At 67.6% G+C, this 22,749-nt stretch carries 22 protein-coding genes; 6 read left to right on the top strand and 16 right to left on the bottom strand.

Annotated features, from left to right (window positions below; translation table 11 throughout):
* Positions 1-7: 7 nt before the first annotated feature.
* The 4 genes from ugpE to ugpB all read right to left on the bottom strand — a co-directional run bounded on the left by ugpE (position 8) and on the right by ugpB (position 3,887).
* Positions 8-856 carry a sn-glycerol-3-phosphate ABC transporter permease UgpE gene (ugpE, locus tag FHT98_RS13040; protein WP_142114290.1) on the bottom strand — a complete coding sequence of 283 codons (849 nt, stop codon included), beginning with the start codon at positions 854-856 and terminating at the stop codon, positions 8-10.
* Positions 856-1,605, bottom strand: coding sequence for a creatininase family protein (locus tag FHT98_RS13035; RefSeq protein WP_142114289.1), 750 nt, complete (start codon positions 1,603-1,605; stop codon positions 856-858). The genes ugpE and FHT98_RS13035 overlap by 1 nt, the downstream gene beginning before the upstream one ends.
* A complete protein-coding gene (gene ugpA / locus FHT98_RS13030) occupies positions 1,605-2,486 on the bottom strand; it encodes a sn-glycerol-3-phosphate ABC transporter permease UgpA (protein WP_061970941.1) in 882 nt (293 codons plus the stop codon). Before ugpA ends, FHT98_RS13035 begins: the two co-directional genes overlap by 1 nt.
* Before the next feature lie 75 nt (positions 2,487-2,561).
* Positions 2,562-3,887: a sn-glycerol-3-phosphate ABC transporter substrate-binding protein UgpB gene (ugpB, locus tag FHT98_RS13025; RefSeq protein ID WP_061970943.1), complete on the bottom strand. Its 1,326-nt coding sequence runs from the start codon at positions 3,885-3,887 to the stop codon at positions 2,562-2,564.
* Between the two features lie 228 nt (positions 3,888-4,115).
* Here ugpB and FHT98_RS13020 point away from each other — a divergent pair, with 228 nt between their 5' ends.
* Both FHT98_RS13020 and FHT98_RS13015 read left to right on the top strand, forming a co-directional pair.
* A complete protein-coding gene (locus tag FHT98_RS13020; protein WP_142114288.1) occupies positions 4,116-5,294 on the top strand; it encodes a fumarylacetoacetate hydrolase family protein in 1,179 nt (392 codons plus the stop codon).
* A gap of 143 nt (positions 5,295-5,437) precedes the next feature.
* Entirely contained in the window at positions 5,438-7,159 is a 1,722-nt protein-coding gene (locus FHT98_RS13015; RefSeq protein ID WP_142114287.1) for a hypothetical protein, read from the top strand.
* A 6-nt stretch (positions 7,160-7,165) separates the two neighbouring features.
* Here FHT98_RS13015 and FHT98_RS13010 read toward each other — a convergent pair whose 3' ends face one another.
* Positions 7,166-8,062 (bottom strand): methylated-DNA--[protein]-cysteine S-methyltransferase, encoded by an 897-nt coding sequence (locus tag FHT98_RS13010; RefSeq protein WP_248309328.1) that lies wholly within the window; start codon positions 8,060-8,062, stop codon positions 7,166-7,168.
* Positions 8,063-8,259: 197 nt separating this feature from the next.
* Between FHT98_RS13010 and FHT98_RS13005 the strand changes: the two genes are divergently transcribed.
* The gene (locus FHT98_RS13005) at positions 8,260-8,874 is read left to right on the top strand and encodes a class I SAM-dependent DNA methyltransferase (RefSeq protein ID WP_142114286.1); all 615 of its coding nucleotides are present in this window, start codon (positions 8,260-8,262) and stop codon (positions 8,872-8,874) included.
* Here FHT98_RS13005 and FHT98_RS13000 read toward each other — a convergent pair.
* Positions 8,859-9,401 carry a DUF2244 domain-containing protein gene (locus tag FHT98_RS13000; protein WP_142114285.1) on the bottom strand — a complete coding sequence of 181 codons (543 nt, stop codon included), beginning with the start codon at positions 9,399-9,401 and terminating at the stop codon, positions 8,859-8,861. The genes FHT98_RS13005 and FHT98_RS13000 overlap by 16 nt on opposite strands.
* Positions 9,402-9,421: 20 nt before the next feature.
* On the opposite strand from FHT98_RS13000, the gene nth reads away from it, so the two are divergent.
* Entirely contained in the window at positions 9,422-10,123 is a 702-nt protein-coding gene (gene nth, locus FHT98_RS12995) for an endonuclease III (RefSeq protein WP_142114284.1), read from the top strand.
* Positions 10,124-10,126: 3 nt separating this feature from the next.
* On the opposite strand, the gene FHT98_RS12990 is transcribed toward nth, so the two are convergent.
* The 9 genes from FHT98_RS12990 to FHT98_RS12950 are packed head-to-tail and all read right to left on the bottom strand — an operon-like array spanning position 10,127 to position 19,039.
* A complete protein-coding gene (locus tag FHT98_RS12990) occupies positions 10,127-11,071 on the bottom strand; it encodes a 2-hydroxyacid dehydrogenase (protein WP_142114283.1) in 945 nt (314 codons plus the stop codon).
* Positions 11,068-12,393 (bottom strand): thymidine phosphorylase, encoded by a 1,326-nt coding sequence (deoA, locus tag FHT98_RS12985; RefSeq protein ID WP_142114282.1) that lies wholly within the window; start codon positions 12,391-12,393, stop codon positions 11,068-11,070. Before deoA ends, FHT98_RS12990 begins: the two co-directional genes overlap by 4 nt.
* Entirely contained in the window at positions 12,393-13,154 is a 762-nt protein-coding gene (gene deoC / locus FHT98_RS12980; RefSeq protein ID WP_142114281.1) for a deoxyribose-phosphate aldolase, read from the bottom strand. The genes deoA and deoC overlap by 1 nt, the downstream gene beginning before the upstream one ends.
* A gap of 3 nt (positions 13,155-13,157) precedes the next feature.
* Positions 13,158-13,967 carry a purine-nucleoside phosphorylase gene (locus FHT98_RS12975; RefSeq protein ID WP_142114280.1) on the bottom strand — a complete coding sequence of 270 codons (810 nt, stop codon included), beginning with the start codon at positions 13,965-13,967 and terminating at the stop codon, positions 13,158-13,160.
* A gap of 35 nt (positions 13,968-14,002) precedes the next feature.
* On the bottom strand, positions 14,003-14,413 hold the full coding sequence (locus tag FHT98_RS12970; protein WP_248309213.1) for a cytidine deaminase: 411 nt from the start codon (positions 14,411-14,413) through the stop codon (positions 14,003-14,005).
* A gap of 1 nt (position 14,414) precedes the next feature.
* The gene (locus tag FHT98_RS12965; protein ID WP_142114278.1) at positions 14,415-15,389 is read right to left on the bottom strand and encodes an ABC transporter permease; all 975 of its coding nucleotides are present in this window, start codon (positions 15,387-15,389) and stop codon (positions 14,415-14,417) included.
* Complete coding sequence (locus FHT98_RS12960) at positions 15,389-16,492, bottom strand: ABC transporter permease (RefSeq protein ID WP_142114277.1); 1,104 nt, start codon at positions 16,490-16,492, stop codon at positions 15,389-15,391. The genes FHT98_RS12965 and FHT98_RS12960 overlap by 1 nt, the downstream gene beginning before the upstream one ends.
* Positions 16,489-18,018, bottom strand: coding sequence for an ABC transporter ATP-binding protein (locus FHT98_RS12955; RefSeq protein WP_142114276.1), 1,530 nt, complete (start codon positions 18,016-18,018; stop codon positions 16,489-16,491). Before FHT98_RS12955 ends, FHT98_RS12960 begins: the two co-directional genes overlap by 4 nt.
* A 16-nt stretch (positions 18,019-18,034) precedes the next feature.
* The gene (locus FHT98_RS12950; protein ID WP_170843408.1) at positions 18,035-19,039 is read right to left on the bottom strand and encodes a BMP family lipoprotein; all 1,005 of its coding nucleotides are present in this window, start codon (positions 19,037-19,039) and stop codon (positions 18,035-18,037) included.
* Positions 19,040-19,209: 170 nt separating this feature from the next.
* On the opposite strand from FHT98_RS12950, the gene FHT98_RS12945 reads away from it, so the two are divergent.
* Together FHT98_RS12945 and FHT98_RS12940 are read left to right on the top strand one after the other, a co-directional pair.
* Positions 19,210-20,001 carry a HesA/MoeB/ThiF family protein gene (locus tag FHT98_RS12945; RefSeq protein ID WP_142114275.1) on the top strand — a complete coding sequence of 264 codons (792 nt, stop codon included), beginning with the start codon at positions 19,210-19,212 and terminating at the stop codon, positions 19,999-20,001.
* Between the two features lie 47 nt (positions 20,002-20,048).
* A complete protein-coding gene (locus tag FHT98_RS12940) occupies positions 20,049-21,764 on the top strand; it encodes a hypothetical protein (protein WP_142114274.1) in 1,716 nt (571 codons plus the stop codon).
* Here the strand turns inward: FHT98_RS12940 and gshB are convergent.
* The gene (gene gshB / locus FHT98_RS12935; RefSeq protein WP_142114273.1) at positions 21,761-22,705 is read right to left on the bottom strand and encodes a glutathione synthase; all 945 of its coding nucleotides are present in this window, start codon (positions 22,703-22,705) and stop codon (positions 21,761-21,763) included. The genes FHT98_RS12940 and gshB overlap by 4 nt on opposite strands.
* Positions 22,706-22,749 lie beyond the last annotated feature (44 nt).

Raw genomic sequence — 22,749 nt, 5'->3', positions numbered from 1 at the left:
TCGCGGGTTACTTCTCGGTTTCGACCAGGCCCTTCACGAAGAGCCTCTGCATGGCGATGACGACGAGGACGGGCGGCAGCATCGCCAGCATGGCGGTGGCCATGGCGAGCTGCCATTCCGTCAGGGCGTCGGCGGTGACGATCATCTTCTTGATGGCGATGACGATGGTCTGCATCGAGTCCTTCGTCGTCACCAGCAGCGGCCAGAGATACTGGTTCCAGCCATAGATGAACTGGATGACGAAGAGCGCCGCGATCGTCGTCATCGAGAGCGGGAGCAGCGTGTCCTTGAAGAACCTGAACGGGCCGGCGCCGTCGATCTTCGAGGCCTCCAGCAACTCGTCGGGGATCGTCATGAAGAACTGCCGGAAGAGCAGCGTGCCCGTCGCCGAAGCGATCAGCGGGATGGCGAGGCCCTGATAGGTGTCGAGCATGTTGAGATCGGAGACGATCTTGAAGGTCGGGAAGATGCGGACCTCGACCGGGAGCATCAGCGTGATGAAGATGATCCAGAACGCCGCCATGCGGAACGGGAAGCGGTAATAGACCACCGCATAGGCCGAAAGCACGGAGATGAAGATCTTTCCGAGCGCGATCGCCATCGCCATGATGAAGGAATTCAGCATCATGTGGATGACCGGCTCGCGCGTCGTGCTCGACGTGCCCACGAACAGGATGCGGTTGTAGTTCTCGAAGAAGTACGGGCCGGGATAGAGCGGCATCTGGCCGTTGATCACGGTCGCGGCGTCCCAGGTCGAGGCGACGAAGGTCAGCCAGACCGGGAAGGCGACGATCAGCACGCCGATCGTCAGGATGACATAGGCGATCAGGTCGCCCAGGCGGCGGTCCTCGACCATCAGGCGGCCCTCTCCATCGCGCGCAGCAGATTGGCCAGCGCATCGGCGCAGGCATCGAGACAGGCCTGGCCCTTCTGCGGCGTGGCGCGGCGGGCATCGCCGACCACGCCGGTCTCGGTCATCTCCCGGAAGGAGCGGTGGCGCGAGACGACCTGCCGGCGGGGCGCACGGTTCAGCGCGCCGAAGGCTTCGGACAGGCGCGGCTCGCGGACCGAGCCCGGCGCCAGCACCATCATCATCGAGGTCTCGACCTCGCAGGCATGCTGAACGCCCTTCTGATCCTCCAGGAGAGGGCCGAGCGCCTGTTCGGCCAGCATGAAATAGGTGGTCACCTCGACATGCAGCCGAGTCTCGCGGGCGAAATCGGGCAGGAAGGCGGTGAGCGCTGCAATGTTGCCGCCATGGCCGTTGACGATCAGCACGCGGTGGAAGCCGTGGCGCTCGATGCTCTTCAGGAAAGACAGCAGCACCGCACGGTAAGTCGGGATGTCGAAGGTAAAGGTGCCGCCAAAGGCCATGTGGTGCTCGGCCATGCCGCACCAGAGCGTCGGCGCCACGACGACGTCGACATCGTCGGCCCGCTCGGCCGCAGCCTTGCAGACGCCGCCGCACAGGATGGTGTCGACGCCGACGGGCAGATGCGGGCCGTGCTGCTCGATCGAGGCGACGGGGAGGACGACGATCGCGTCCGCCGCCGCCTTGACCCGCAGTTCCTCGGCGGTCAGGTCCTGCCAGAGTACGGAGGCCATCAGTAGCTCACCTTGCGCTCGATGAAGCGGAACTGCACCGCGGTCAGTCCGATCACCATGATCAGCAGCAGCACCGATTGCGCCGCCGAGCCGCCGAGATTGGAGCCGCCCTTGCCGTCGGAGAAGACCTTGTAGACCAGCGTCTCGGTCGCGCCCGAGGGGCCGCCCCCAGTCACCGTGTCGATGATCCCGAAGGTGTCGAAGAAGACGTAGACGATGTTGACGACGAGCAGGAAGAAGGTCGTCGGCGAGAGCAGCGGGAAGACGATGGTCCAGAACCGGCGCATCGGCCGGGCGCCGTCGATCACCGCCGCCTCGATCACGCTCTTCGGGATCGATTGCAGGCCGGCGAGGAAGAACAGGAAATTGTAGCTGATCTGCTTCCAGGTCGCGGCGAGGATGACCAGCAGCATGGCGTGGTTGCCGTTGAGGCGCGGATTCCACGGGATACCCAGCGATTGCAGGCCCCGCGCGAGCATGCCGAGCGAGGGATCGAACATGAACAGCCAGAGCACGCCGGCGATGGCGGGCGCCACCGCATAGGGCCAGATCAGCAGGGTCTTGTAGATCTCGGCACCGCGGATCTGCCGGTCCGCCATCACGGCGAAGAGCAGTGCGATCGAGAGCGAGAGAACGCAGACGAAGGTGGAAAAGATCGCGGTGTTGACGAAGGCCTTGAGATAGCCGGGATCGGCAAAGAGCGCCTGGTAGTTCTCGAACCAGACGAACTGCGTCGAGATGCCGAAGGCATCCTCGAGCAGGAAGCTCTGCCAGACCGCCTGGCTCGCCGGCCAGTAGAAGAACACGATGGTGATCGCGAGCTGCGGCAGAAGCAGCAGGAAGGGGATCGTCAGCCCCTTGAAATATGCGTTCTTCTGCATCGGCTTCCTTGGAACGAGACGGCCATCCCGGGCGCAATTGCCCGGGATGGCCTCAGCTATGCAAGAGCGAAATGCTCAGCGGGCCGCAGTGCGCTCGAACTGGCGCAGCATCTGGTTGCCGCGCTCGACCGCCGCATCCAGCGCCGCCTGCGGCGACTTCTGGCCGTTCAGCGCCGCCTCCAGCTCCTCCGACCAGATGTCGCGGATCTGGACGAGGCTGCCGTAGCGCAGGCCCTTCGAGTTGTCGGTCGGGGCCTTGTTGGTCAGCTCGAGGATCGGGGTCTCGAGATAGGGCTTGTCCTTGTAGAAGCCGGACGCCTTGACCTTCTCATAGGCAGCCTTGGTGATCGGCAGGTAGCCCGACTCGGTATGCAGCTTCACCTGGCGGTCGACATTCGAGAGGAAGGTGAAGAACTTGGCGACACCCTTGTATTCGTTCGCCTTCTTGCCGCCCATCACCCAGAGCGAAGCGCCACCGATGATCGAGTTCTGCGGAGCGCCCTGCACGTCGGCATAGTACGGCATCGCGGCGTTGGCCCAGTCGAACTTGGCGTTCGCCTTGACGTTTCCGAAGAAGCCCGAGGAGGTCAGGAAGATCGGGCATTCGCCCGAGGTGAAGCGGCCTTCGCCATTATTGGTGCGGCCGGAATAGTCATAGGTCTTGTCCTTCTGCAGCTCGACCAGGTTGGTCCAGTGCTTCAGGAAGGCCGGGCTCTTGTTGAAGTTCAGCACGGCGTCGGCGCCGGCCATGCCGTTGACCTTGGTCGAGAGCGCGATGTTGTGCCAGGCCCCGAACTGCTCGATATTGGCCCAGGGCGCCCAGGCGTTCGAGACGCCGCATTTGTCGTAGCCGGCGGCCTTCAGCTTCTTGGCGGCCTCGAAGGTCTCGGGCCAGGTCTTCGGCGGCTTCTCGGGGTCGAGGCCCGCCTTCTTGAAGGCGTCCTTGTTGTACCACATCACCATCGACGAGGAGTTGAACGGCATCGAGAGCATCTCGCCCTTGGCCGTCGAATAATAGCCGCTGATCGCCGGCAGATAGGCGCTCGGATCGAATTTCTCGCCGGCTTCCTTCATCATCTCGTGGACCGGCTTGATCGCGCCCTTGGCCGACATCATCGTGCCGGTGCCGACCTCGAAGACCTGCAGGATGTGCGGCGCCTGGCCGGCGCGGAAGGCGGCGATGCCGGCGTTCAGCGTGTCGGGATAGGAGCCCTTGTAGACCGGAACGACCTTGTAGTCCTTCTGCGAGGCGTTGAAATCCTCGGAGAGCTTGACGACGACGTCGTTATTGGCGCCGGTCAGCGCGTGCCACCACTGGATCTCGGTCTGCGCGAGGGCAGGCGAGGCGCCGGCCAGCGCAAAGGCCGCGACCGACATCAGGATGCGCGATTTGATGCTCATGGAATGTCTCCCTTCCGCGGGCGGGCGCCGCCGCGGTTCTTGTCGTTGGTGCGCAAGCTAGCATGAAGCGCAGGCGACATTTCAATGACAAATCGATGACGACCAGCGCAATCAGCCTATGGTCTGGGTCGGAGGTCCGGCATCGACCGTGACGGCCTCTCGCTTGCACATTCCGGCAGAACCGGCTGATCTGCGCTCCCCGATCCGAATCCGCCTGTGGATGCCACCATGCCCAGCCTCGACCTTGCCGTGACCACGACCCTGCCCGCGGATGCCGAGGCCGCCGCGCTCGCAGGCCGCGTCTGGCGTCCCGATCTCGGCGGGCCCGCCGTGGTGACGCTGCGCGGTGGGCAGGTGATCGATGTCACCCAGAGCTTCGCGACCAGCCGCGACCTCTGCGAGAACGCCGATCCGGCGGCTGCGTTGCGCGCGGCCCAGGGCGAGGCGATCGGTTCGCTCCCCGACATCCTCGCCAACACGCCTGTGGACGGCCGCGACCCGACGCGGCCCTGGCTGCTCTCGCCGCTCGACCTGCAGGCGGTGAAGGCGGCCGGCGTCACCTTCGCGGTCTCGATGCTGGAGCGCGTGATCGAGGAGAAGGCGCGCGGCAACCCGGCCGCCGCAGCGACGATCCGCGAGGAGATCGGCAAGCTCATCGGCGACGATCTCTCGAAGCTGAAGCCCGGCTCGCCCGAGGCGATGCATCTCAAGGAGGTGCTGATCAAGCAGGGCGCCTGGAGCCAGTATCTCGAGGTCGGCATCGGGCCGGATGCCGAGATCTTCACCAAGGCGCCGCCGATGTCGACGGTCGGCACCGGCGCTGACGCCGGCCTGCATCCGGCCTCGAGCTGGAACAATCCCGAGCCGGAGATCGTGCTGATCGTCGCCTCGGATGGGCGGATCATCGGCGCCACGCTCGGCAACGACGTCAACCTGCGCGATGTCGAGGGCCGCTCGGCCCTGCTGCTCGGCAAGGCCAAGGACAACAACGCCGCCGCGGCGGTCGGCCCCTTCATCCGCCTGTTCGATGCCGGTTTCACGCTCGACCATGTCCGCCGGACGACGGTGACGCTGACGGTCGAGGGGCAGGACGGCTTCCGGCTGGAGGGCTCCTCCTCGATCGCTAAGATCAGCCGCGACCCTGCCGATCTCGCGGCCCAGATGATCGGCCCGCATCATCAATATCCGGACGGGGCAGCGCTCTATCTCGGCACCATGTTCGCGCCGATCAAGGATCGCGATGCGCCCGGCGGCGGCTTCACCCATAAATACGGGGACATCGTCACCATCGCCGCGCCCGAGCTCGGCAGCCTGGTCAACCGGATGAAGCGCACCGATGAATGCGCACCCTGGACCTATGGCGCCTCGCATCTGATGCGTTACCTGGCTGGGCGCGGACTGCTCTGACCCGGCACCGGAACGGGCGAACTGACAGCAAGGCAGCAGCGGAACCGCGGGTTCTTACCGAAATTCGGCGAGAACCTGCCTTTCCGTCAGGCAGCTGGTAAGTTTTTTCTGCCACAGAGCGGGCTGGACCAGGAGGGTTCGGCGTGGCGATGAGCGAAATCGGGACAGAAAACTCCCAAGTCGACGGCAAGGATTTCATCGGCAAGGGAGCAGCGATGCGCTTGGCCGGCTCGCCCCTCGCCTGGATCGTGGCTTTCGCCGCATTGGCCGTCGCGGCGCTGATCCTGCCGCTGCGCCTGCCGCTCGGGCCCAATGCCTGGGATACGGTGGTCTATCTCGACGCGATCCAGCGCATCGGCCTCGGCCAGGTCCCGACCATCGATTTCTTCGCGCCGATCGGTCCACTCGGCTTCTATTTTGCCGCCGGGCTCGACGCCGTTTTCCCCGATGCGCAGCCGATGCTGCTGATCAACTGGGCGTTACTGCCGATCATGCTGCCGGTGCTGGCGCTGCTCGCCGGCGAGGTCGCCCGGCGCTCCCGCCCGCAGGCTTTGGCGCTGGTGCTGCCCTTCCTGCTGTTCGCGGCGCTGCCGATCAACCTGCACGGGCTCTACCCCTCGCCCGGCTTCGACGGGTACGGCTTCTACAACCGCCATGTCGCCTTGCAGCTCTACCTGCTGATCGCGACCCTATTGTTCGTGCCGCGGCGCAGCTTGCAGATCGCGCTCGTGGCCGTGCTGATGCTGACGCTCTTCCTGACGAAGGTCACGGGCGCCGTCTCCGGCACGCTCCTCGTCGGCTACGCCACGCTGAGCGGCCGGATGCGCTTCCGCGATGCGACCATCGCTGCCGGGCTCGTCATCCTCGCACTGGGCGTGCTGGAACTCGCGACCGGGCTCAGCTCCGCCTACATCATCGATATCCTGACCCTTCTCGGCCTCAACACCGGTACGCTGCTGCCGCGCTTCCTGACAGTGGCCTCGGTCAAGTTCAACGTGATCGGCCCGTCGCTGATCCTGCTCGCCGTGCTCGCCTACGCCTCCTGGCGCGACGGTTTACCGGCGACGCTGGCCGGCTGGCGGGCGCTCGCGGATGCACCGATCGGCTGGTTCGCAGCAGGCCTGTTCGCGCTTGCCCTGTTCGAGACGCAAAATACCGGCTCGCTCGAATTCATCGGCCTGTGGCCGATCCTCCTGCCGCTCATCCTCGACTGGTGGGAGCGGCGCGACGACCGGATGCGGCCGGTGGTCCTCGTGCTGACGCTCGCGGTCTCGCTGCCGAGCGCCGTCATCTGCATGGAGCGCGGGATGCGCGCGGTGATGGGCGGGGCGACCTATGTCGCACTCGACGTGCCCGATCTCGGGCCGCTCGGCCGGATCAGCGTCAAGCCGGACATCGCCGCACGCGCCGCCGCGATGCTCGACCACTACGCGACGCAGCCCGAAGGCTATCGCGACCTGATCCGGCGCGACATCCTGCCGTCCTACATCCTCTATTCGGAGATCGACTACCAGGCGACCTGGATGCTCGAGATCCAGCAGGCGGTGACCGCGATCAAGGCCTGGGAAGCCGCCAACAAGCGCGAGCTCAACGGCTTCTTCACCTTCGATTTCGTCGATCCGCTGAACTATCTGCTGCAGCGCACGCCGCCGCGCGTCGTGCCAGTCGGAGTCGACCCCGGCCGCAGCACGCCGGACCTGCAGCCGGGCACCATCGAGGCGCTCAGGCAGACCGACGCGATGCTGATGCCGAAATGCCCGGTGACGACGCCGCGCGAGATGATCCGCAGCCATTTCGCCGCAGCGCTCGAAGGGCGCGAGCGGATCGCGCTCGCGCCCTGCTGGGACATGTATTTGCGGAAGTGACCGGGATCAGCCGGCCGCGGTCTGCCCGGCTTCCCAGCCGAGGATGGCGCGCTTGCGCGTCAGGCCCCAGTGATAGCCGGTCAGCGCGCCGGACTTGCCGATGACGCGGTGGCAGGGAACCACGAAGGAGATCGGGTTCTTGCCGACCGCCATGCCGACGGCCCGCGCCGCGCTGGGCTTGCCGATATGGTTGGCGACCTCGCCATAGGTCGTGGCGCAGCCGACGGGAATCCGGAGCAGCGTCTCCCAGACCCGCACCTCGAAATCGGTGCCGATCAGGACGACACGCAAAGGCGTCTCCGCCGACCAGGCCTTGGGCTCGAAGATGCGGCCGGCATAGGGCGCCGTCAGGACCGGGTCGTAGTGATAATCGGCATGGGGCCAGCGCCGCATCATGTCGGCCAGCGCTTCGGCCCGCCCGCCGACGACCTTGCCGCCATCGGCGCTGTTCGAGACCCAACCGAGGCCCGCGAGGCCGCGCTCCGTGATCACCACCAGCGCCTCGCCGAAAGGCGATGCGTGGAAGCCATAGGAGAGCTTGAGACCTTCGCCGCCGGTCTTCCATTCGCCGGGCGACATCGCCTCATGCGTCACGAAGAGATCGTGCAGGCGGCCCGGGCCAGAGAGGCCGACCTCAAGCGCCGTGTCGAGAATGCTGGCCGAGGACGACAGCAGCCCCTTGGCATGGTCGAGCGTGATCGCCTGCAGGAAAGCCTTCGGCGTCAGGCCGCACCAGCGGCGGAAGAGGTGATGGACATCGGTCGGGGTCGCGCCGGCGGCTTCGGCGATCGCCTCGATCGTCGGCTGCTCGCGCCAGTTATGGGTGATGAAGGAGAGGATGCGCCGGACGGTGTCATAGTCCGAGCCGGGGGCGACGGCCGGGAAATCGGCCTCGCTTGGCATCGCATCGGTGGCGCGCGCCAGCACCGCATTGGAGAAGCGCGTCGGGGTCATCGCCGTTTTCATGGGAGCATGAGCGTTCATGGGAACCTCGCATCGTTCGTCATGATGCGAATCTAGGGTGCCCACCATGCCGTTCCCACCCGAAAGCTGGCAAGGGCGGGGTTGCGCGGCAGCGCGGCCGGGCATCTAACAGCACCATGTCCTCTCCCGCCGATGCCATCATCGATCTCTACCAGCGCCACGCCGCCACCTATGACGGCCTGCGCGGCAAGACGCTGATGGAAGGCCCGTGGCTCGCGCGTTTCCGGGACCTGCTCGCGCCCGGCGCCACGATCCTCGATATCGGCTGCGGCACCGGGCAGCCGATCGCCCGCCATTTCATCGAACACGGCCATGCCGTCACCGGTGTCGATTCCGCCCCGGCGATGATCGCGCTGGGCCGGACCCGCTTTCCCGAAGGCGACTGGCAGGTCGCCGACATGCGCCGCCTCGCCCTTGGCCGCCGCTTCGACGGGCTGATCGCCTGGGATTCGTTCTTCCACCTGACGCCGGAGGACCAGCGCGGCATGTTCAAGGTCTTTGCGAGCCATGCCGCGCCGGGCGCGGCCCTGCTGTTCACCAGCGGCCCGGCGCATGGCGAGGCGATCGGCAGCTTCGAAGGCGAGGCGCTCTATCATGGCAGCCTCGATCCCGGGGAATACCGGACCCTGCTGGCGGAGAGCGGTTTCGCCGTCATCGACCATATCGTCGAGGACCCAAGCTGCGGCGGCCATACGATCTGGCTCGCCGCAGCGGCTCAAGGCGTGCCGTAATCCGGCCCGCGGCGGGCGCTCGACAGGGCCGAGCCCAGCGCATCGGCGAAGCCGGAACGCTCCTGCGGCGAGAGCGCGGAGGCGATCGCGACGCTCTGCCCGCGCGAGACCAGCGTCAGGGCGAGCAGGCCGTAATCCTCGTCCGTCTGGCGTTCGAGCCGGGTCCAGGCCGGATTGAAGCGCCAGACCGCCTCGCGCCCGTGATGCGAGACCTTGCGCAGAAAAACCTCCAGCGGCGTCACCACGATGCGCTCGAAGGCGCGCGCATGCCGGAAATTGACGTGGAAGGCGACGAAGAGCGCGACGATGTCGAGCCCGAAGAAGCCCGCGACGGGCCAGGCACCGAGCAGGACGAAGGGAAGCGAGGAAATCACGCTGGCGAGGCAGACCAGCGTCATCACGATGCGGAAGCCGTTCTGGCCGAGCGAGCGGTGCGGCGTGATCGTCGCGTCGAAGACCGGCCGCTGCGACGCGTCCGCGATCTCGCGGCCAAAGCTATCACTGCCGGGGCTATTGCCGGGTGTCATGCGACGATTATAACGCCGTCATGGATCAGCGGAACAGGCCCCCTCGCACGGCTGCGCCGGCAAAGCGCATCACGTTGCCGCGCGCGCGCAAGCCGGCGGAGATCCGCGAGATCTTCACCCGCTTCCAGGCCGCCAATCCCGAGCCCAAGGGCGAACTGGAATCGGTGAACGCCTTCACACTGCTCGTCGCCGTCGTCCTGTCGGCGCAGGCGACCGATGCCGGCGTGAACAAGGCGACGCGCGCCCTCTTCGCCATTGCCGACAGCCCTGAGAAGATGCTCGCGCTCGGCGAGGAAACTGTGCGCGACTACATCAGGACCATCGGGCTCTACCGCACCAAGGCAAAGAACGTGATCGCGCTCTGCGAGCGGCTGATCGTCGAATTCGGCGGCGAGGTCCCGGCGACGCGCGAGGCATTGGAGAGCCTGCCCGGCGTCGGCCGCAAGACCGCCAATGTCGTCCTCAACATCGCCTTCGGCGAGATCACCCATGCGGTCGACACCCATGTCTTCCGCATCGCCAACCGCCTGCGCATCGCGCCGGGCAAGAACGTGCTGCAGGTCGAGCTCGGGCTGGAGAAGGCGGTGCCGCCGGAATTCGGCCGGCACGCCCATCACTGGCTCATCCTGCACGGGCGCTACACCTGCAAGGCGCTGCGGCCCGAATGCGTCCGCTGCATCCAGAACGACCTCTGCGATTCCGCGGACAAGCGGATCGCCTGAGGCTCAGTAGCCCCGCGCCGGGTCGACCAGGTTGAGCAAGGGCTCGCCCGCCTCCAGCCGGCCGATCTGCTGGGCAACCGCCGTGGCGATCGCTTCGGGTTCCGACATCGCCGAGTTATGCGGCGTCACCGTCACGCCCGGATGGCTCCAGAGGGCTGAGTCCACAGGCAGCGGCTCGGCCTCGAAGACGTCGAGCGTCGCGCCCTTGAGCGTGCCGGCATCGAGCGCGGCGAGGATGTCGTCCGCGACCTGCAAGCCGCCGCGCCCGGCATTGATCAGGAACGGCCCGCCGAGGCGTCCGTCCTGCGCGAGGCCCGAAAGTAGCTCGGCATTGATGATGCCGCGCGTATCCGGCGTCAGCGGCAGCAGGCTGACGAGGATGTCGGTACGGGCGAGGAACGCCTTCATGCCGTCCTCGCCAGAGAAGGTCTGGAGACCCTCGATGGTCTTTGGCGAACGGCTCCAGCCGGCGACGTCGAAGCCGATGATGGCGAGCTTGCGCGCCGCGTCCTGACCGAGTTCGCCCAGCCCCATGACGCCGACGCGGACCGCGCGGGCGGCCGGCTGGTTGCGGTCGTCGTCCCAGAGCGCCTCGCGCTGCTGGCGGTCGTAGCGGCGCTGCTGGCGCAGGTAGATCAGACAATGCAGGACGATATATTCGCTCATCCGGGTCGTCAGGTCGGGATCGACGATGCGTGCGATCGGCGCCGCCGGGAGCTTGTCGTCGGCGAAGAGGAAATCGACGCCGGCGCCGAGCGAGAAGATCGCGGCGAGGTTGGGCAGGCCGGTCAGGCTGCCGGGCGGGTGCTTCCAGCTCGCGACGTAATGCACGGCGCGACGGTCGAAGGGCTCGCCGAGGACGACGACAGGCATATCCGGCAGCAGCGCCTGGAAGCGCGCCCGCCAGTCCTCGATATGCCAGCCGGTCATGGCCAGAAGCAAACTCATCCCGACACCCTCTCCGTAATCCGTTCCGCGACCAGCGGGCCGCGCGCCGCACCCTCTCCGATCCAGTAGGCCTTGCGCAAGCGCTCGCTTGCCGCAGCGTAGCCGTCCTCGTTGCGGGCATAGACAATGCCGAGCGGCCGGTCGGGCCCGACGCCGTCGCCGATGCCTGCCAGCGCGACGATGCCGACGGCATGGTCGATCGGGTCCTGCGGCCGCACCCGGCCGCCGCCGAGCGCCACGACGGCAAGCCCGATCGCGCGCGTATCGACGGAAGCGACGGCCCCCGGCGTTTCGGGATAGACCGGCTTCACGACCGGCGCGGCGGCGAGATGCTTCTGCGGCGCCTCCAGCAGGTCGACCGGGCCGCCGAGCGCGACGATCATGCGGGCGAAGCGCTCCGCCGCGGCGCCGGAAGCGAAGGCCTGCTCGATCTTCGCACGGGCCGTGTCGAGATCCGGGGCGAGCTTGCCGAGCAACAGCATCTCGGCGGCGAGCGCGACCGTGACCTCGTGGAAGCGCGGCTCGCGGCGCCGCCCCGTCAAATGGTCGAGCGCATAGGCGACCTCAAGCGCATTGCCCGCGGCCGAGGCGAGCGGCTCGCTCATATCGGTCAGGAGCGCGTTGGTCGGCAGGCCGGCGCCGTTGGCGACGCCGACCAGCGCCTGTGCCAGCGCCTGCGCCTTACCGTAGTCGGGCAGGAAGGCGCCGGAGCCGAACTTCACGTCCATGGCGAGGCCGTGCAGGCCGGCGGCGAGCTTCTTCGACAGGATCGAGGAGACCAGCAAGGGAATGGTCTCGACCGTCGCGGTGACGTCGCGGATGGCATAGAGGCGCTTGTCGGCTGGGGCGAGGTCGGCGGTCTGGCCGATGATGGCGCAACCGGCCTCGCGCACCACCTTGCGGAAGAGATTGATACCAGGCTGGGTGACATAGCCCGGCACGGCGTCGAGCTTGTCGAGCGTACCGCCGGTATGGCCGAGGCCGCGGCCGGAGATCATCGGGACATGGCCGCCGCAGGCCGCGACCGCCGCCGCGAGTGGCAGGCTCACCGTATCGCCGACGCCGCCGGTCGAGTGCTTGTCGAGCGCCGGGCCGGGCAGATCGTCCCAGCGCAGCACCGTGCCGGAATCCCGCATGGCGAGCGTCAGCGCCACGCGCTCGCGCTCGTTCATGCCGTTGAAATAGACCGCCATGGCGAAGGCCGCGGCCTGCCCCTCGCTGACCGACCCGTCCGGCAAGCCGGCGATGAGCTGGCGGATATCGGCATCGGACAGTTCCGCACCGTCGCGCTTGGCCGCGATGATCTCCTGGGTCAGGCGCATCAATAGCTCCCACGCGGCGCGGCATCGGGCGCGGCGCCATCGATGGCCTCGACGAGCGCGCCATAGAGGCCGCTGGCGCCGAAGCGGAAGGTCATGGGCGTCGCCCAATCCTCACCCATGATCGCATCGGCGAGATCGAGATAGCGCGTGGCATCGGCCAGCGTCCTGATCCCGCCGGACGGCTTCAACCCGACGGGGCGGCCTGCCTCCGCAATGACGTTCAGCATCACGCGCGCGGCGGGGATACTCGCAGAATTCGCGGTCTTGCCGGTCGAGGTCTTGATGAAATCGGCGCCGGCCGCGATGGCGAGCTCGGAGGTGGTCCTGACCTTGTCGAGATTGGGATATTCGCCGGTCTCAAGGATCACCTTCAGCCACCGCTCGCCGCAAAGTCCCTTGACGTTGCGGACCATGGCGGCCGCCGAGGTGACATGGCCAGCGAGAACCGCCCGCCAGGGCAGGACGAGGTCGATCTCGTCGGCACCGGCGGCGAGTGCCTCTTCCGTCTCGCGCATGGCCGGGGCGATCGGCGTGTCGCCATCGGGAAAATTCACCACGGTCGCGATGCGGACGGGGCCGTCTCCCAGTTCAGCGCGTGCCGTCGCGACGAAGCGCGGCCACAGGCAGATCGCAGCGACCGGCACCGGGCCCGACACGGCGCGCCGGCAGAGGTCGCGGGTGCCTTCCTCCGTGGCATCGTCGGCAAGATCGGTGAGATCGAGCAAGGCGAGCGCCCGCCGGGCGAGATCGGCATCGGACATGGCTTACAACTCCGACAGAAAGGCACGCAGCAGGCGCCTGAGCGCCCCTGCCGCAAGGGATGCGACATCGCGCGTCTCGGTGTGATGCGGCGTGCCGCCATGAAGGCCTGCACCCATATTGGTGACGATGGACAGGCCGGCGACGCGCAAACCGCAGCGCCGCGCCAGGATGACCTCCGGCACAGTCGACATGCCCACGAGATCGGCGCCCAGCACCTTCGCCATGCGGATCTCGGCCGGCGTCTCGAAGCTCGGCCCGGTGAACCACATGTAAACGCCTTCGCCGAGCGACAGTGCCGCCTTTTCGGCCGCGCGCTTGAAGCGGCCGCGCAGATGCGGGTCATAGGCATCGACCATGGGCACGAAGCGGCCGTCGCCCCTGTCGCCGATCAGCGGATTGGGGCCGTTCAGGTTGATATGGTCGGTGATGAGAGCAAGGCTGCCCGGACGCATCTCCGCCGAGAGCGAGCCCGCCGCATTGGTCAGGACCAGCGGCGGCGAGCCGAAGGCGGTGAGCACGCCGAGGGGCACCCGCATCACCGTGGAATCGCCGCCCTCGTAGTAATGGGCACGGCCCTGGTAGATCAGCACCTTGCGGCCATGCAGCGTGCCATAGCAGAGCTGGCGGGCATGGCCGGAGACCTCGCCACGCGGGAAGCCGGGCAGATCGGCATAGGGAATGCGGATCGCGTCCTGGACATCCTCGGCGACGGCGCCGAGGCCGGTGCCGAGCACGATCGCGCAATCGATCGCATCGATACCCCGGTCCGCCAGGATGGATGCCACCTCGTCGCAGGCCGGATCGGCCGCCATCGCATGCTCCCTTCCGGCCGCCGGAGCAGCCCAAATCACCGCGGCAAATTGGCCGGTCCGAAGGAGGCTGGCAACAGTTCCTCCAGCGTGAAGCGCACCCGGATGCCCTCCGGCCCGGCGATGGCGACGGGGGTCTCCGGCAATGCGAATTCGCGGATGCGCTGGCGGCAGGCGCCGCAGGGCGTGACCAGCTCGGCCCCCTCGCCGAAAACGAGCACCGCCCGGATCGCCTTCCCGCCGGCCGCGATCATCGCCGCGATCGCGCCGGCCTCGGCACAGGAGCCGACGGGATAGGCGGCGTTCTCGACATTGCAACCGACATGGACGGCGCCGTCATCGGCCAACAGCGCGGCGCCGACCTTGAAGCGCGAATAGGGCGCGTAGGCGCGCGGCTGGATGGCGGCGGCGGCCGCAAACAGGGCCTCGAAATCGATATCGGCCGGCAAATCAGCGTTCCTTGACATAGGGCAGGCCAGAGGCTTTCGGCGGTGTCGCCCTGCCGATGAAGCCGGCGAGCAGGATGATGGTCATCAGATACGGCAAGGCCTGGATCGCTTCCACCGGTACGAGGCCGATACCGGGCAATGTCACGCCCTGAAGCCTGATCGCAACCGCATCGAGCAGGCCGAAGAGCAGGCAGGCGCCGAGCGCAGGCACTGGCCGCCAATTGGCGAAGATCACCGCCGCAAGCGCGATGAAGCCGCGTCCAGCCGTCATATGGGGCAGGAAGCCGGCAGATTGCGCCACGGCGAGATAGGTGCCGCCGATGCCGCAAAGCACGCCGCAGATCGCGACGGCGCCATAGCGCAGGCCCGCGACCGAAAGGCCGGCGGTATCGACCGCCGCCGGATTCTCGCCGACGGCGCGGATGCGCAGGCCGAAGCGCGTGCGCTTCAGGACGAAGGCCGTGACGACCACGCAGAGGAATGCGAGATAGGCCGGGGCGGCATGACCGGAAACCACCTCGTCATAGATCAGGCCGAACCCGGGGACGTGCTCGCGCGCCCAGCGGGCGAAGGGCAGGGTGAGGTCGCCGAAGCGGGCCGTACCTTCGAGCGAGGGGGTGCGCCCGCCCTGCCCGTACCAGGCATTGCCGAGCACGACCGTCAGCCCCGCCGCCAGCATGTTGATGGCGACGCCGGAGACGATCTGGTTGCCGCGCCAGGTGATCGCGGCGAAGCCATGGACCAGCGCCAGCGCCAGCGATGCCAGAATGCCGGCGCCAAGCCCGATCCAGGCCGAGCCGGTGGCGAAGGCCGCGACCGCCGAGGCGAAGGCGGCGACCAGCATCTTGCCCTCCAGACCGATATCGACGACGCCGGCCCGCTCCGACCACAAGCCCGCCATCGCCGCGCAGATCAGCGGAATCGACAGCCGGATCGTCGAATCGAGGATGACGGCGATGAGCTGGAGCAGGTCCATCAGGCCGCTCCCCGGTCGACGCGCAGCACGGTCGCAATGGCCCGGCGGAACAGCCCGTCCAGCGCACCGGCGAAGAGCACGAGCACGCCGCCGATGACCACGACCATGTCGCGAGTGATGGCCGGCTTGTCGAAGGAGAGCTCGGCACCACCCTGGTAGAGCACGCCGAAGAGCAGGGCGGCGAGGCCGACGCCGGCCGGATGGCCACGGCCCATCAGGGCGACCGCGATGCCGACGAAGCCGTAGCCGGCGGTGAAATCGAGCACGAGCCGGTGCTGGACGCCGAGCGCCTCGTTGACCGCGAGCCCACCGGCGAGCGCGCCCGAGATCGCCATGGCGATCATGGTCACAGTGGCGGGCGAGATGCCGGCATAGGCGGCGGCGCGCGGATTGGCACCAACAGTCCGGATCGCATAGCCCAGTCGCGTCCGCCAGATCAGCAACCAGACGGCGAAGAGCGCCATCAGGGCCAGGAAGAAGGCGCTGTTCAACGGCGTCGCGGGCAAAGTGAAACCGAAGGGCGCCAGCAATTGGTGCATCGGCGTCAGGATGGCGCCCGCCGGGAAATCCGGTGTTTCCGGCTGCATCGAGCCGGGCTTGCCGATGATCTCGCGCAGCAGATAGACGATCAGCGCCGCCGCGACGAAGTTCAGCATGATCGTGGTGATCACGACATGGCTGCCGCGCTTGGCCTGGAGCCAGCCGGGAATGAAGGCGTAAGCCGCGCCGCCCGCCGCCGCCGCGAGGATTGCGAAGGGCGCCGCAAGGAAACCGGGCAAGGCGGGGACCGCGAGGCAGGCGATCGCCATGGCGATGCCGGCCACCGTCGCCTGCCCCTCGCCGCCGATATTGAACAGGCCGGCATGGAAGGCGACGGCGACCGCAAGCCCGGTGAAGATGAAGTTGGTCGCGTAATAGAGCGTGAAGCCGATGCCCTCGGCGGTGCCGAGCGCACCGCGCAGGAGGAGTACCGTCGCCTCCAGCGGGTTCTCGCCGATGCCGACGACCACGAGCCCGGCGACGAGAAGTGCCGCGGCGACTGAGACCAGCGGCACCAACGCGACATCGGCCCAGCGCGGGAGGTCGACGGGCGCGGCGCTCATGCCGCCTCGTCCGCCACGCCGGCCATCAGCAGGCCGAGATCGCGCTCGTCGGCCTTCTCCGCCGACCGCTCGCCGGTGATCCGGCCGCCGCATAGGGCGATGATCCGGTCGGAGAGCGCCATCACCTCCTCGAGCTCGACCGAGACGAGCAGGATCGCGACGCCCTGATCGCGCAGCGCCACCAGCCGGCGATGGATGAACTCGATCGCGCCGATATCGACGCCACGCGTCGGCTGGCCGACGAGCAGCACCTTCGGGCCGCGCTCGATCTCGCGGGCGAGAACGATCTTCTGCTGGTTGCCGCCGGAGAATTTCGCGGTCTTCAGCGCGGGGTCGGGCGGGCGCACGTCATAGGCCGCGAAGGCCTCGCGGGCATGGGCCTCGATACGGGCCGGCGAGAGCAAGGGGCCGGAGCCGAAGGCTGGGTCGTGCTGGTAGCCGAGAATGGCATTCTCGGCGGCGGAAAAGGCGGTGACGAGGCCGCTGCGCTGGCGATCCTCGGGAATATGCATCAGGCCGCGCTGGCGCAGCCGCGCCGGATGGCGATCCGCCGCCGCGAGAATCTGGCCGCCCAGCCGGATCACGCCGCGGCTCGGCTGGATCAGGCCCGCCAGCACCTCCAGCAATTCGCTCTGGCCGTTGCCGGCGACACCGGCAATGCCGATGATCTCGCCTTCATGGAGCGTGAGGTTCACGTCCTTCAGGGTCTCGGTGCCGCGCCCGTCGCGGCAGGAGAGGCCGACCGCTTCGAGCACCGGCGCGCCGCGCTCGTGCGGCCCCTTCTCGACGCGCAGCAGCACGCGCCTTCCGACCATCGCCTCGGCCAGGGCTGGCGGCGAGGTTTCGGCGGTCGCGACATGGGCGACCATCTCGCCACGGCGCATCACCGAGACCCGGTCGGTCACGTCCATGATCTCGCGCAACTTGTGGGTGATCAGGATCACCGTCTTGCCCTGCGCCTTCAAGGCGCGAAGCAGGGCGAAGAGCTGGTCGGCCTCGGCCGGGGTCAGCACCGCGGTCGGCTCGTCGAGGATCAGGATCTCTGCGCCGCGATAGAGCGCCTTCAGGATCTCGACGCGCTGCTGCAGGCCGACGGAGAGTTCTCCGACGATGGCATCGGGATCGATCGCGAGACCGTAGTCCCGCGAGAGCCGGGCAAGCGCGGTCCGCGCCTTGCCGATGCCGCCTTTCAGAAAAGCTCCGCCTTCGGCGCCGAGCACGACGTTCTCGACGACGCTCAGCGTCTCCACCAGCATGAAGTGCTGATGGACCATGCCGATCCCGGCCGCGATCGCATCGGCCGGGGAGCGGATGCGGCGCGGCGCGCCCGCGATCCTGATCTCGCCGGCATCGGCCTCGTAGAAGCCGTAGAGGATCGACATCAGCGTCGACTTGCCGGCACCGTTCTCGCCGACGATGCCGTGGATCGAGCCGGCCGCGACCGAGAGGGACACGTCCCTGTTGGCCGCAACCGGGCCGAAGCGCTTGGAGATGCCGGTGAGCGCGATGGCGGGCGCGGGCCTCAAGGGAGCGGCCCGCGCCTCACATCGTGCATTTCTGGTCGGACATGTAATCGTGGACCTTGACGGTGCCGGCGATGATATCGGCCTTGGCCTTGTCGGCGGCGGCCTTCATCTCGGGCGTGATCAGGCTCCGGTTGTTGTCGTCCAGCGCCCAGTCGATGCCGCCTTCCTTGAGGCCGAGCACCGAGATGCCCGGCTTCCAGGAACCGTCCTGCGCCGCCTTGAACGAGTTGTAGGCGGCGATGTCGACGCGCTTCAGCATCGAGGTCAGCACCTTGCCGGGATGCAGGGCATTCTGGTTGGAATCGACGCCGATGCCGAGCTTGCCGGCATCCGCTACCGCGCGGAGCACGCCGATGCCGGTGCCGCCGGCAGCGTGATAGACCACGTCGGCGCCGCGATCGATCTGCGACTTGGCGAGCTCGCCACCCTTGACCGGGTCGTTCCAGGCCGCCGGGGTCGAGCCGGTCATGTTCTGGAAGATCTCGGCATCGGCCTTGCCGGCCTTGACGCCCTGGACATAGCCGCAGGCGAATTTGCGGATCAGCGGGATGTCCATGCCGCCGACGAAGCCGACCTTGCCGGATTTCGAGGCCATCGCCGCGAGCAGGCCGACGAGATAGGAGCCTTCATGCTCCTTGAAGACGATCGACTGCACGTTCGGGAGGTCGACGACCATGTCAATGATCGTGAATTTCAGGTTCGGGAACTCGGCCGCGACCTTCTGCAGGGCGGTCGCCTGCGAGAAGCCGACCGCGATGATCGGCGAATGGCCGTCGCGGGCGAAGCGGCGCAGCGCCTGCTCGATCTGGGCGTCGTTGGTCGGCTCGAAATCGCGGAACTCGACGCCGGTTTCCGTCTTGAACTTCTCGGCGCCGATGAAGACGCCCTCGTTGAAGGATTTGTCGAACTTGCCGCCCTTGTCGTAGACGACCGCCGGCTTGATCGGCTGGGGCTGCGCCAGTGCCGCGACAGTCGAAAGCACGACGCCGGCAAACGCCGCCGCGAAAGAACCCAAACGCATGGAAGCGATCCCCTGTTGCAGCCGGGCGCCGTTGTCCGGCCCTCGATCGCGGCACGATGACATGGCTGCGCGACGCGGCCAAGCTGGCGAAAGGTCATGTTCATCACGACCGCGCGGCCGCGCCGCAGGGCGATTGCCCTGGAGCCGCCACCGGCCTTAGGCTGTCGCCCATGATGCTGAACGACGACGAGATCGAGCGCTATGCGCGCCATATCGTCCTGCCGGAGATCGGCGGGCCGGGGCAGCAGCGGCTGAAGAACGCGCGCGTGCTGGTCGTGGGCGCCGGCGGACTCGGCGCGCCGCTGCTCCAGTACCTGGCGGCTGCTGGGGTGGGGAAGATCGGCATCGTCGACGACGACATCGTCTCGCTCTCGAACCTGCAGCGCCAGACCATCTTCACGAACGAGGATATCGGCGCGCACAAGGCGGTGGTCGCCGCGCGCTTCGTGCGCAACCTCAACCCGAATGTCGTGGTCGAGGAGCATGTCACGCGGCTCGATCCGCATAATGCCCGCGCGCTGATCGCCTTCTACGACGTCGTCGCCGAAGGCTCCGACAATTTCGCGACGCGCTATGCCGTGTCCGATGCCTGTTTCCACGAGCGCAAGCCGGTGGTGATGGGCGCGCTCGGGCGCTTCGACGGTTCGCTGACCACGATCCGCGCGCATGAGATGGGGCCGGACGGCAAGCCGAACCCGACCTGGCGCTGCCTCTTTCCGGACGCGCCGCCGCCCGGCGCGATCCCGACCTGCGCGGAGGCCGGCGTGCTCGGCGCCCTGCCGGGAGTGATCGGCTCGCTGATGGCGCTGGAGGTCGTGCGCGCCATCACCGGCTTCGGCGAGCCGCTCGTCGGAAAGCTCCTGCTGGTCGATTCCCTGACGATGCGCTTCGAGACGCTGCGCTATGGCTGGGACGAAGCCAATCCGCTGAACGGGCAAATCCTGGCCGAAGGCCGATCTTAACCCGGATCTGCTAACCAATCCCCGTCGAAAGCACGGGGAAGGGCACAATGCAGGCCGGCGGCACGATCGAGGCGGAAGTTGCGACCGAGGCGCGGTGGCTTCCGAGCCTGCCGCTCGTCCTGCTTGGCGCTGCCGTCGTGATCTGTGCCCTGCTGCTGACGGTGCCCCTGACGCTGCCGCTCGGGCCGATGTACTGGGACCTCGTTCTCTACCTCGACGCCGCCAACCGGATCGGCGACGGCCAGGTGCCGCTGATCGATTTCATCGCACCGGTCGGGCCGCTCGGCTATTGGCTCTTCGCCGGGTTCGATGCGCTGTTTCCACGCGCACATCCTCTGCTCACGGCGCAATGGTGCCTGTTCGCGGTGACGGCTCCGGCGATGGCGGTCATCCTGCACACGGTCGGCCGGCAATCACGCGCCAGGGCGATGGCGCTGCTCCTGCCCTATCTCGCCTTCCAGATCCTGCCGATCAATGTCGAGCACTACTCCTTCTTTCCGGGCACGGACGGATTCGGCATCTACAACCGGCATGTCAGCATCGTGCTCTACGTGCTGGTCTGCGGTCTGCTCTTCCTCCGCGGTCCGGCGCTCGCCGCCATCATCGGCTGGACGCTGATCACGCTGTTCATGATCAAGATCACCGGCTTCCTCGCCGGCGGCCTGGTCACGGCTTTCGCGCTCGCCGCCGGGCGGATCGGCCTGCGCCTGGCCCTGACGGTCGCAGCCGCCGCTGGGTTGGTGTTGATCGGCTTCGAACTCGCGACCGGCCTCGTCAGCGCCTATCTCGGCAGCATCCTCGCGCTGATCGCGATCAATGCCGGCGGCATCCTGCCGCGCTTCGTCCAGGCCGCCTCGCTGCATCTCGACATCGTCGGCGCCGGGGCGGCGCTCGTGCTTGCCCTGCTCTGGCTGGACCGACGCGACATCGCTGACACCGCGCTTGCGCTGCGCCGTCAACCGTCGGTGGCCAGCTTCATCCGCCTGCTCGACCGCGACGTCGCCTGGCTCGCGGTCGTCCTCGCCGCGGGGCTGTTCTTCGAGACCCAGAATACCGGCGGGCAGGCCTTCATCTTCATCTGGCCGGTGCTGCTGATGATCCTGTCGCGCTGGCTCGGCAGCGGCCGGCGCGGCGCGCTCGTTGTCTGCGGCCTCGTCGCCGCCACCGCCATCCCGCCGGCCGAAACGGTGCTCCAGCGCGGCGCACGGGCGCTGATGGCGCAGGCGGGCTATGCCGCCCTGCCGAACCAGCATCTCGGCCGGCTCGGCCAGGTCTCGCAACATGCCGACGTCATGAACCGCGCGAGCGCGATGCTCGACATCTACGCGGCTCATCCCGCGACCTTCCGGGAATTCACCGCACGGGAGATGCTGCCGTCACCGCAGCTCTATTCGGAGCTCGATTTCCAGGCGTCATGGCTCATGGCGGTCGACGAGGGGGTCGCGGCGATCCTGGCGCATGAGCAGGCGAGCGGGCGCCGCTTCGAGACGATCATGAGCCTCAACTTCGTCAACCCGTTCCCCGCCGTGATGGGCCGCAGCGCGCCGCGCGGCATCGCCATCGGCGCCGACCCGTTCCGGGCCGTGCCGAAGCCGGACGACGCCGAGATCACGCTCGCCCGCGAGGCGGATCTCGTGCTCTATCCGCTCTGCCCGGTCACGGTCGCGAACGAGGCCCTGCGCAAGATCTACGCGCCGGTCCTGACGGGCCGGCGGGAGATCGCGCTCGGGCGCTGCTGGAAGGGGTATGTGAAAGCGAGTTAGCGGCCGCGCTTCGCCTCGATCACGTCGAAGAGCTGCGCCGCAAGGTCCGGGCCGCCGAGCTTCTTGATCGCGCGCACGCCGGTCGGCGCGGTGACGTTGATCTCGGTGAGCTTGCCATGGATCACGTCGATGCCGACGAGCAGAAGGCCGCGCTCGCGGAGCGTCGGACCGATCGCCTCGCAGATCGCGAGCTCCTGCTTCGACAAGTCGGTCGGACGCGCCGCGCCGCCGCGCACCATGTTGGCGCGCAGGTCGCCGACCGCCGGGACGCGGTTGACCGCGCCCGCAGCCTTGCCGTCGATCAGGATGATGCGCTTGTCGCCCTCGGTGACCTCCTTGATGAAGCCCTGCACCACCCAGGGCTCGCGGAAGAGGTTGCTGAACAGGTCGAAGAGCGAGCCGAAATTCGGGTCGGTCTTGCTGGTCTTGAACACGGTCGCGCCGCCATGGCCGTAGAGCGGCTTCATGACGATCTCGCCATGCTCGTCGCGGAAGGCCTCGATCTCCGCCTTGTCGCGGGTGATCAGGGTCGGCGGCATCAATTCCGGGAAATGGGTGACGAGGATTTTTTCGGGCGCGTTGCGCACGGAAGTCGGGTCGTTGACCACCAGCGTCTTCGGATGGATGCGCTCCAGCATATGGGTGGTGGTGACATAGGCCATGTCGAAGGGCGGGTCCTGCCGGAGCAGCACGACGTCGAGCCCGGAGAGGTCGACCTTTTCCTCGGCGCCGGCAGTGAAATAGTCGCCCTCGACATCGCGCACCTTCACCGGACGCATCGGGGCGGTGACCTTGCCGTCGCGCATCGAGAGCTTGTCGGGCGTATAGGTGTAGAGCGTGTGGCCGCGCGCCTGCGCTTCCAGCATCAACGCGAAGCCGGTATCCCCGGCGATCCGGATGCGCTCGATCGGGTCCATCTGGATGGCGACGTTGAGGCTCATGACAGGCTTCCTGTTGCAGGCAGGCGGTTCTTATCGGACCGCGG

The sequence above is a fragment of the Allobosea sp. AK1 genome (assembly GCF_006714945.1).
GTDB classification, from domain to species: domain Bacteria; phylum Pseudomonadota; class Alphaproteobacteria; order Rhizobiales; family Beijerinckiaceae; genus Allobosea; species Allobosea robiniae.
Note: the sequence above shows the minus strand (reverse complement) of the source record. Positions and strands in the feature narration are given on the sequence as shown.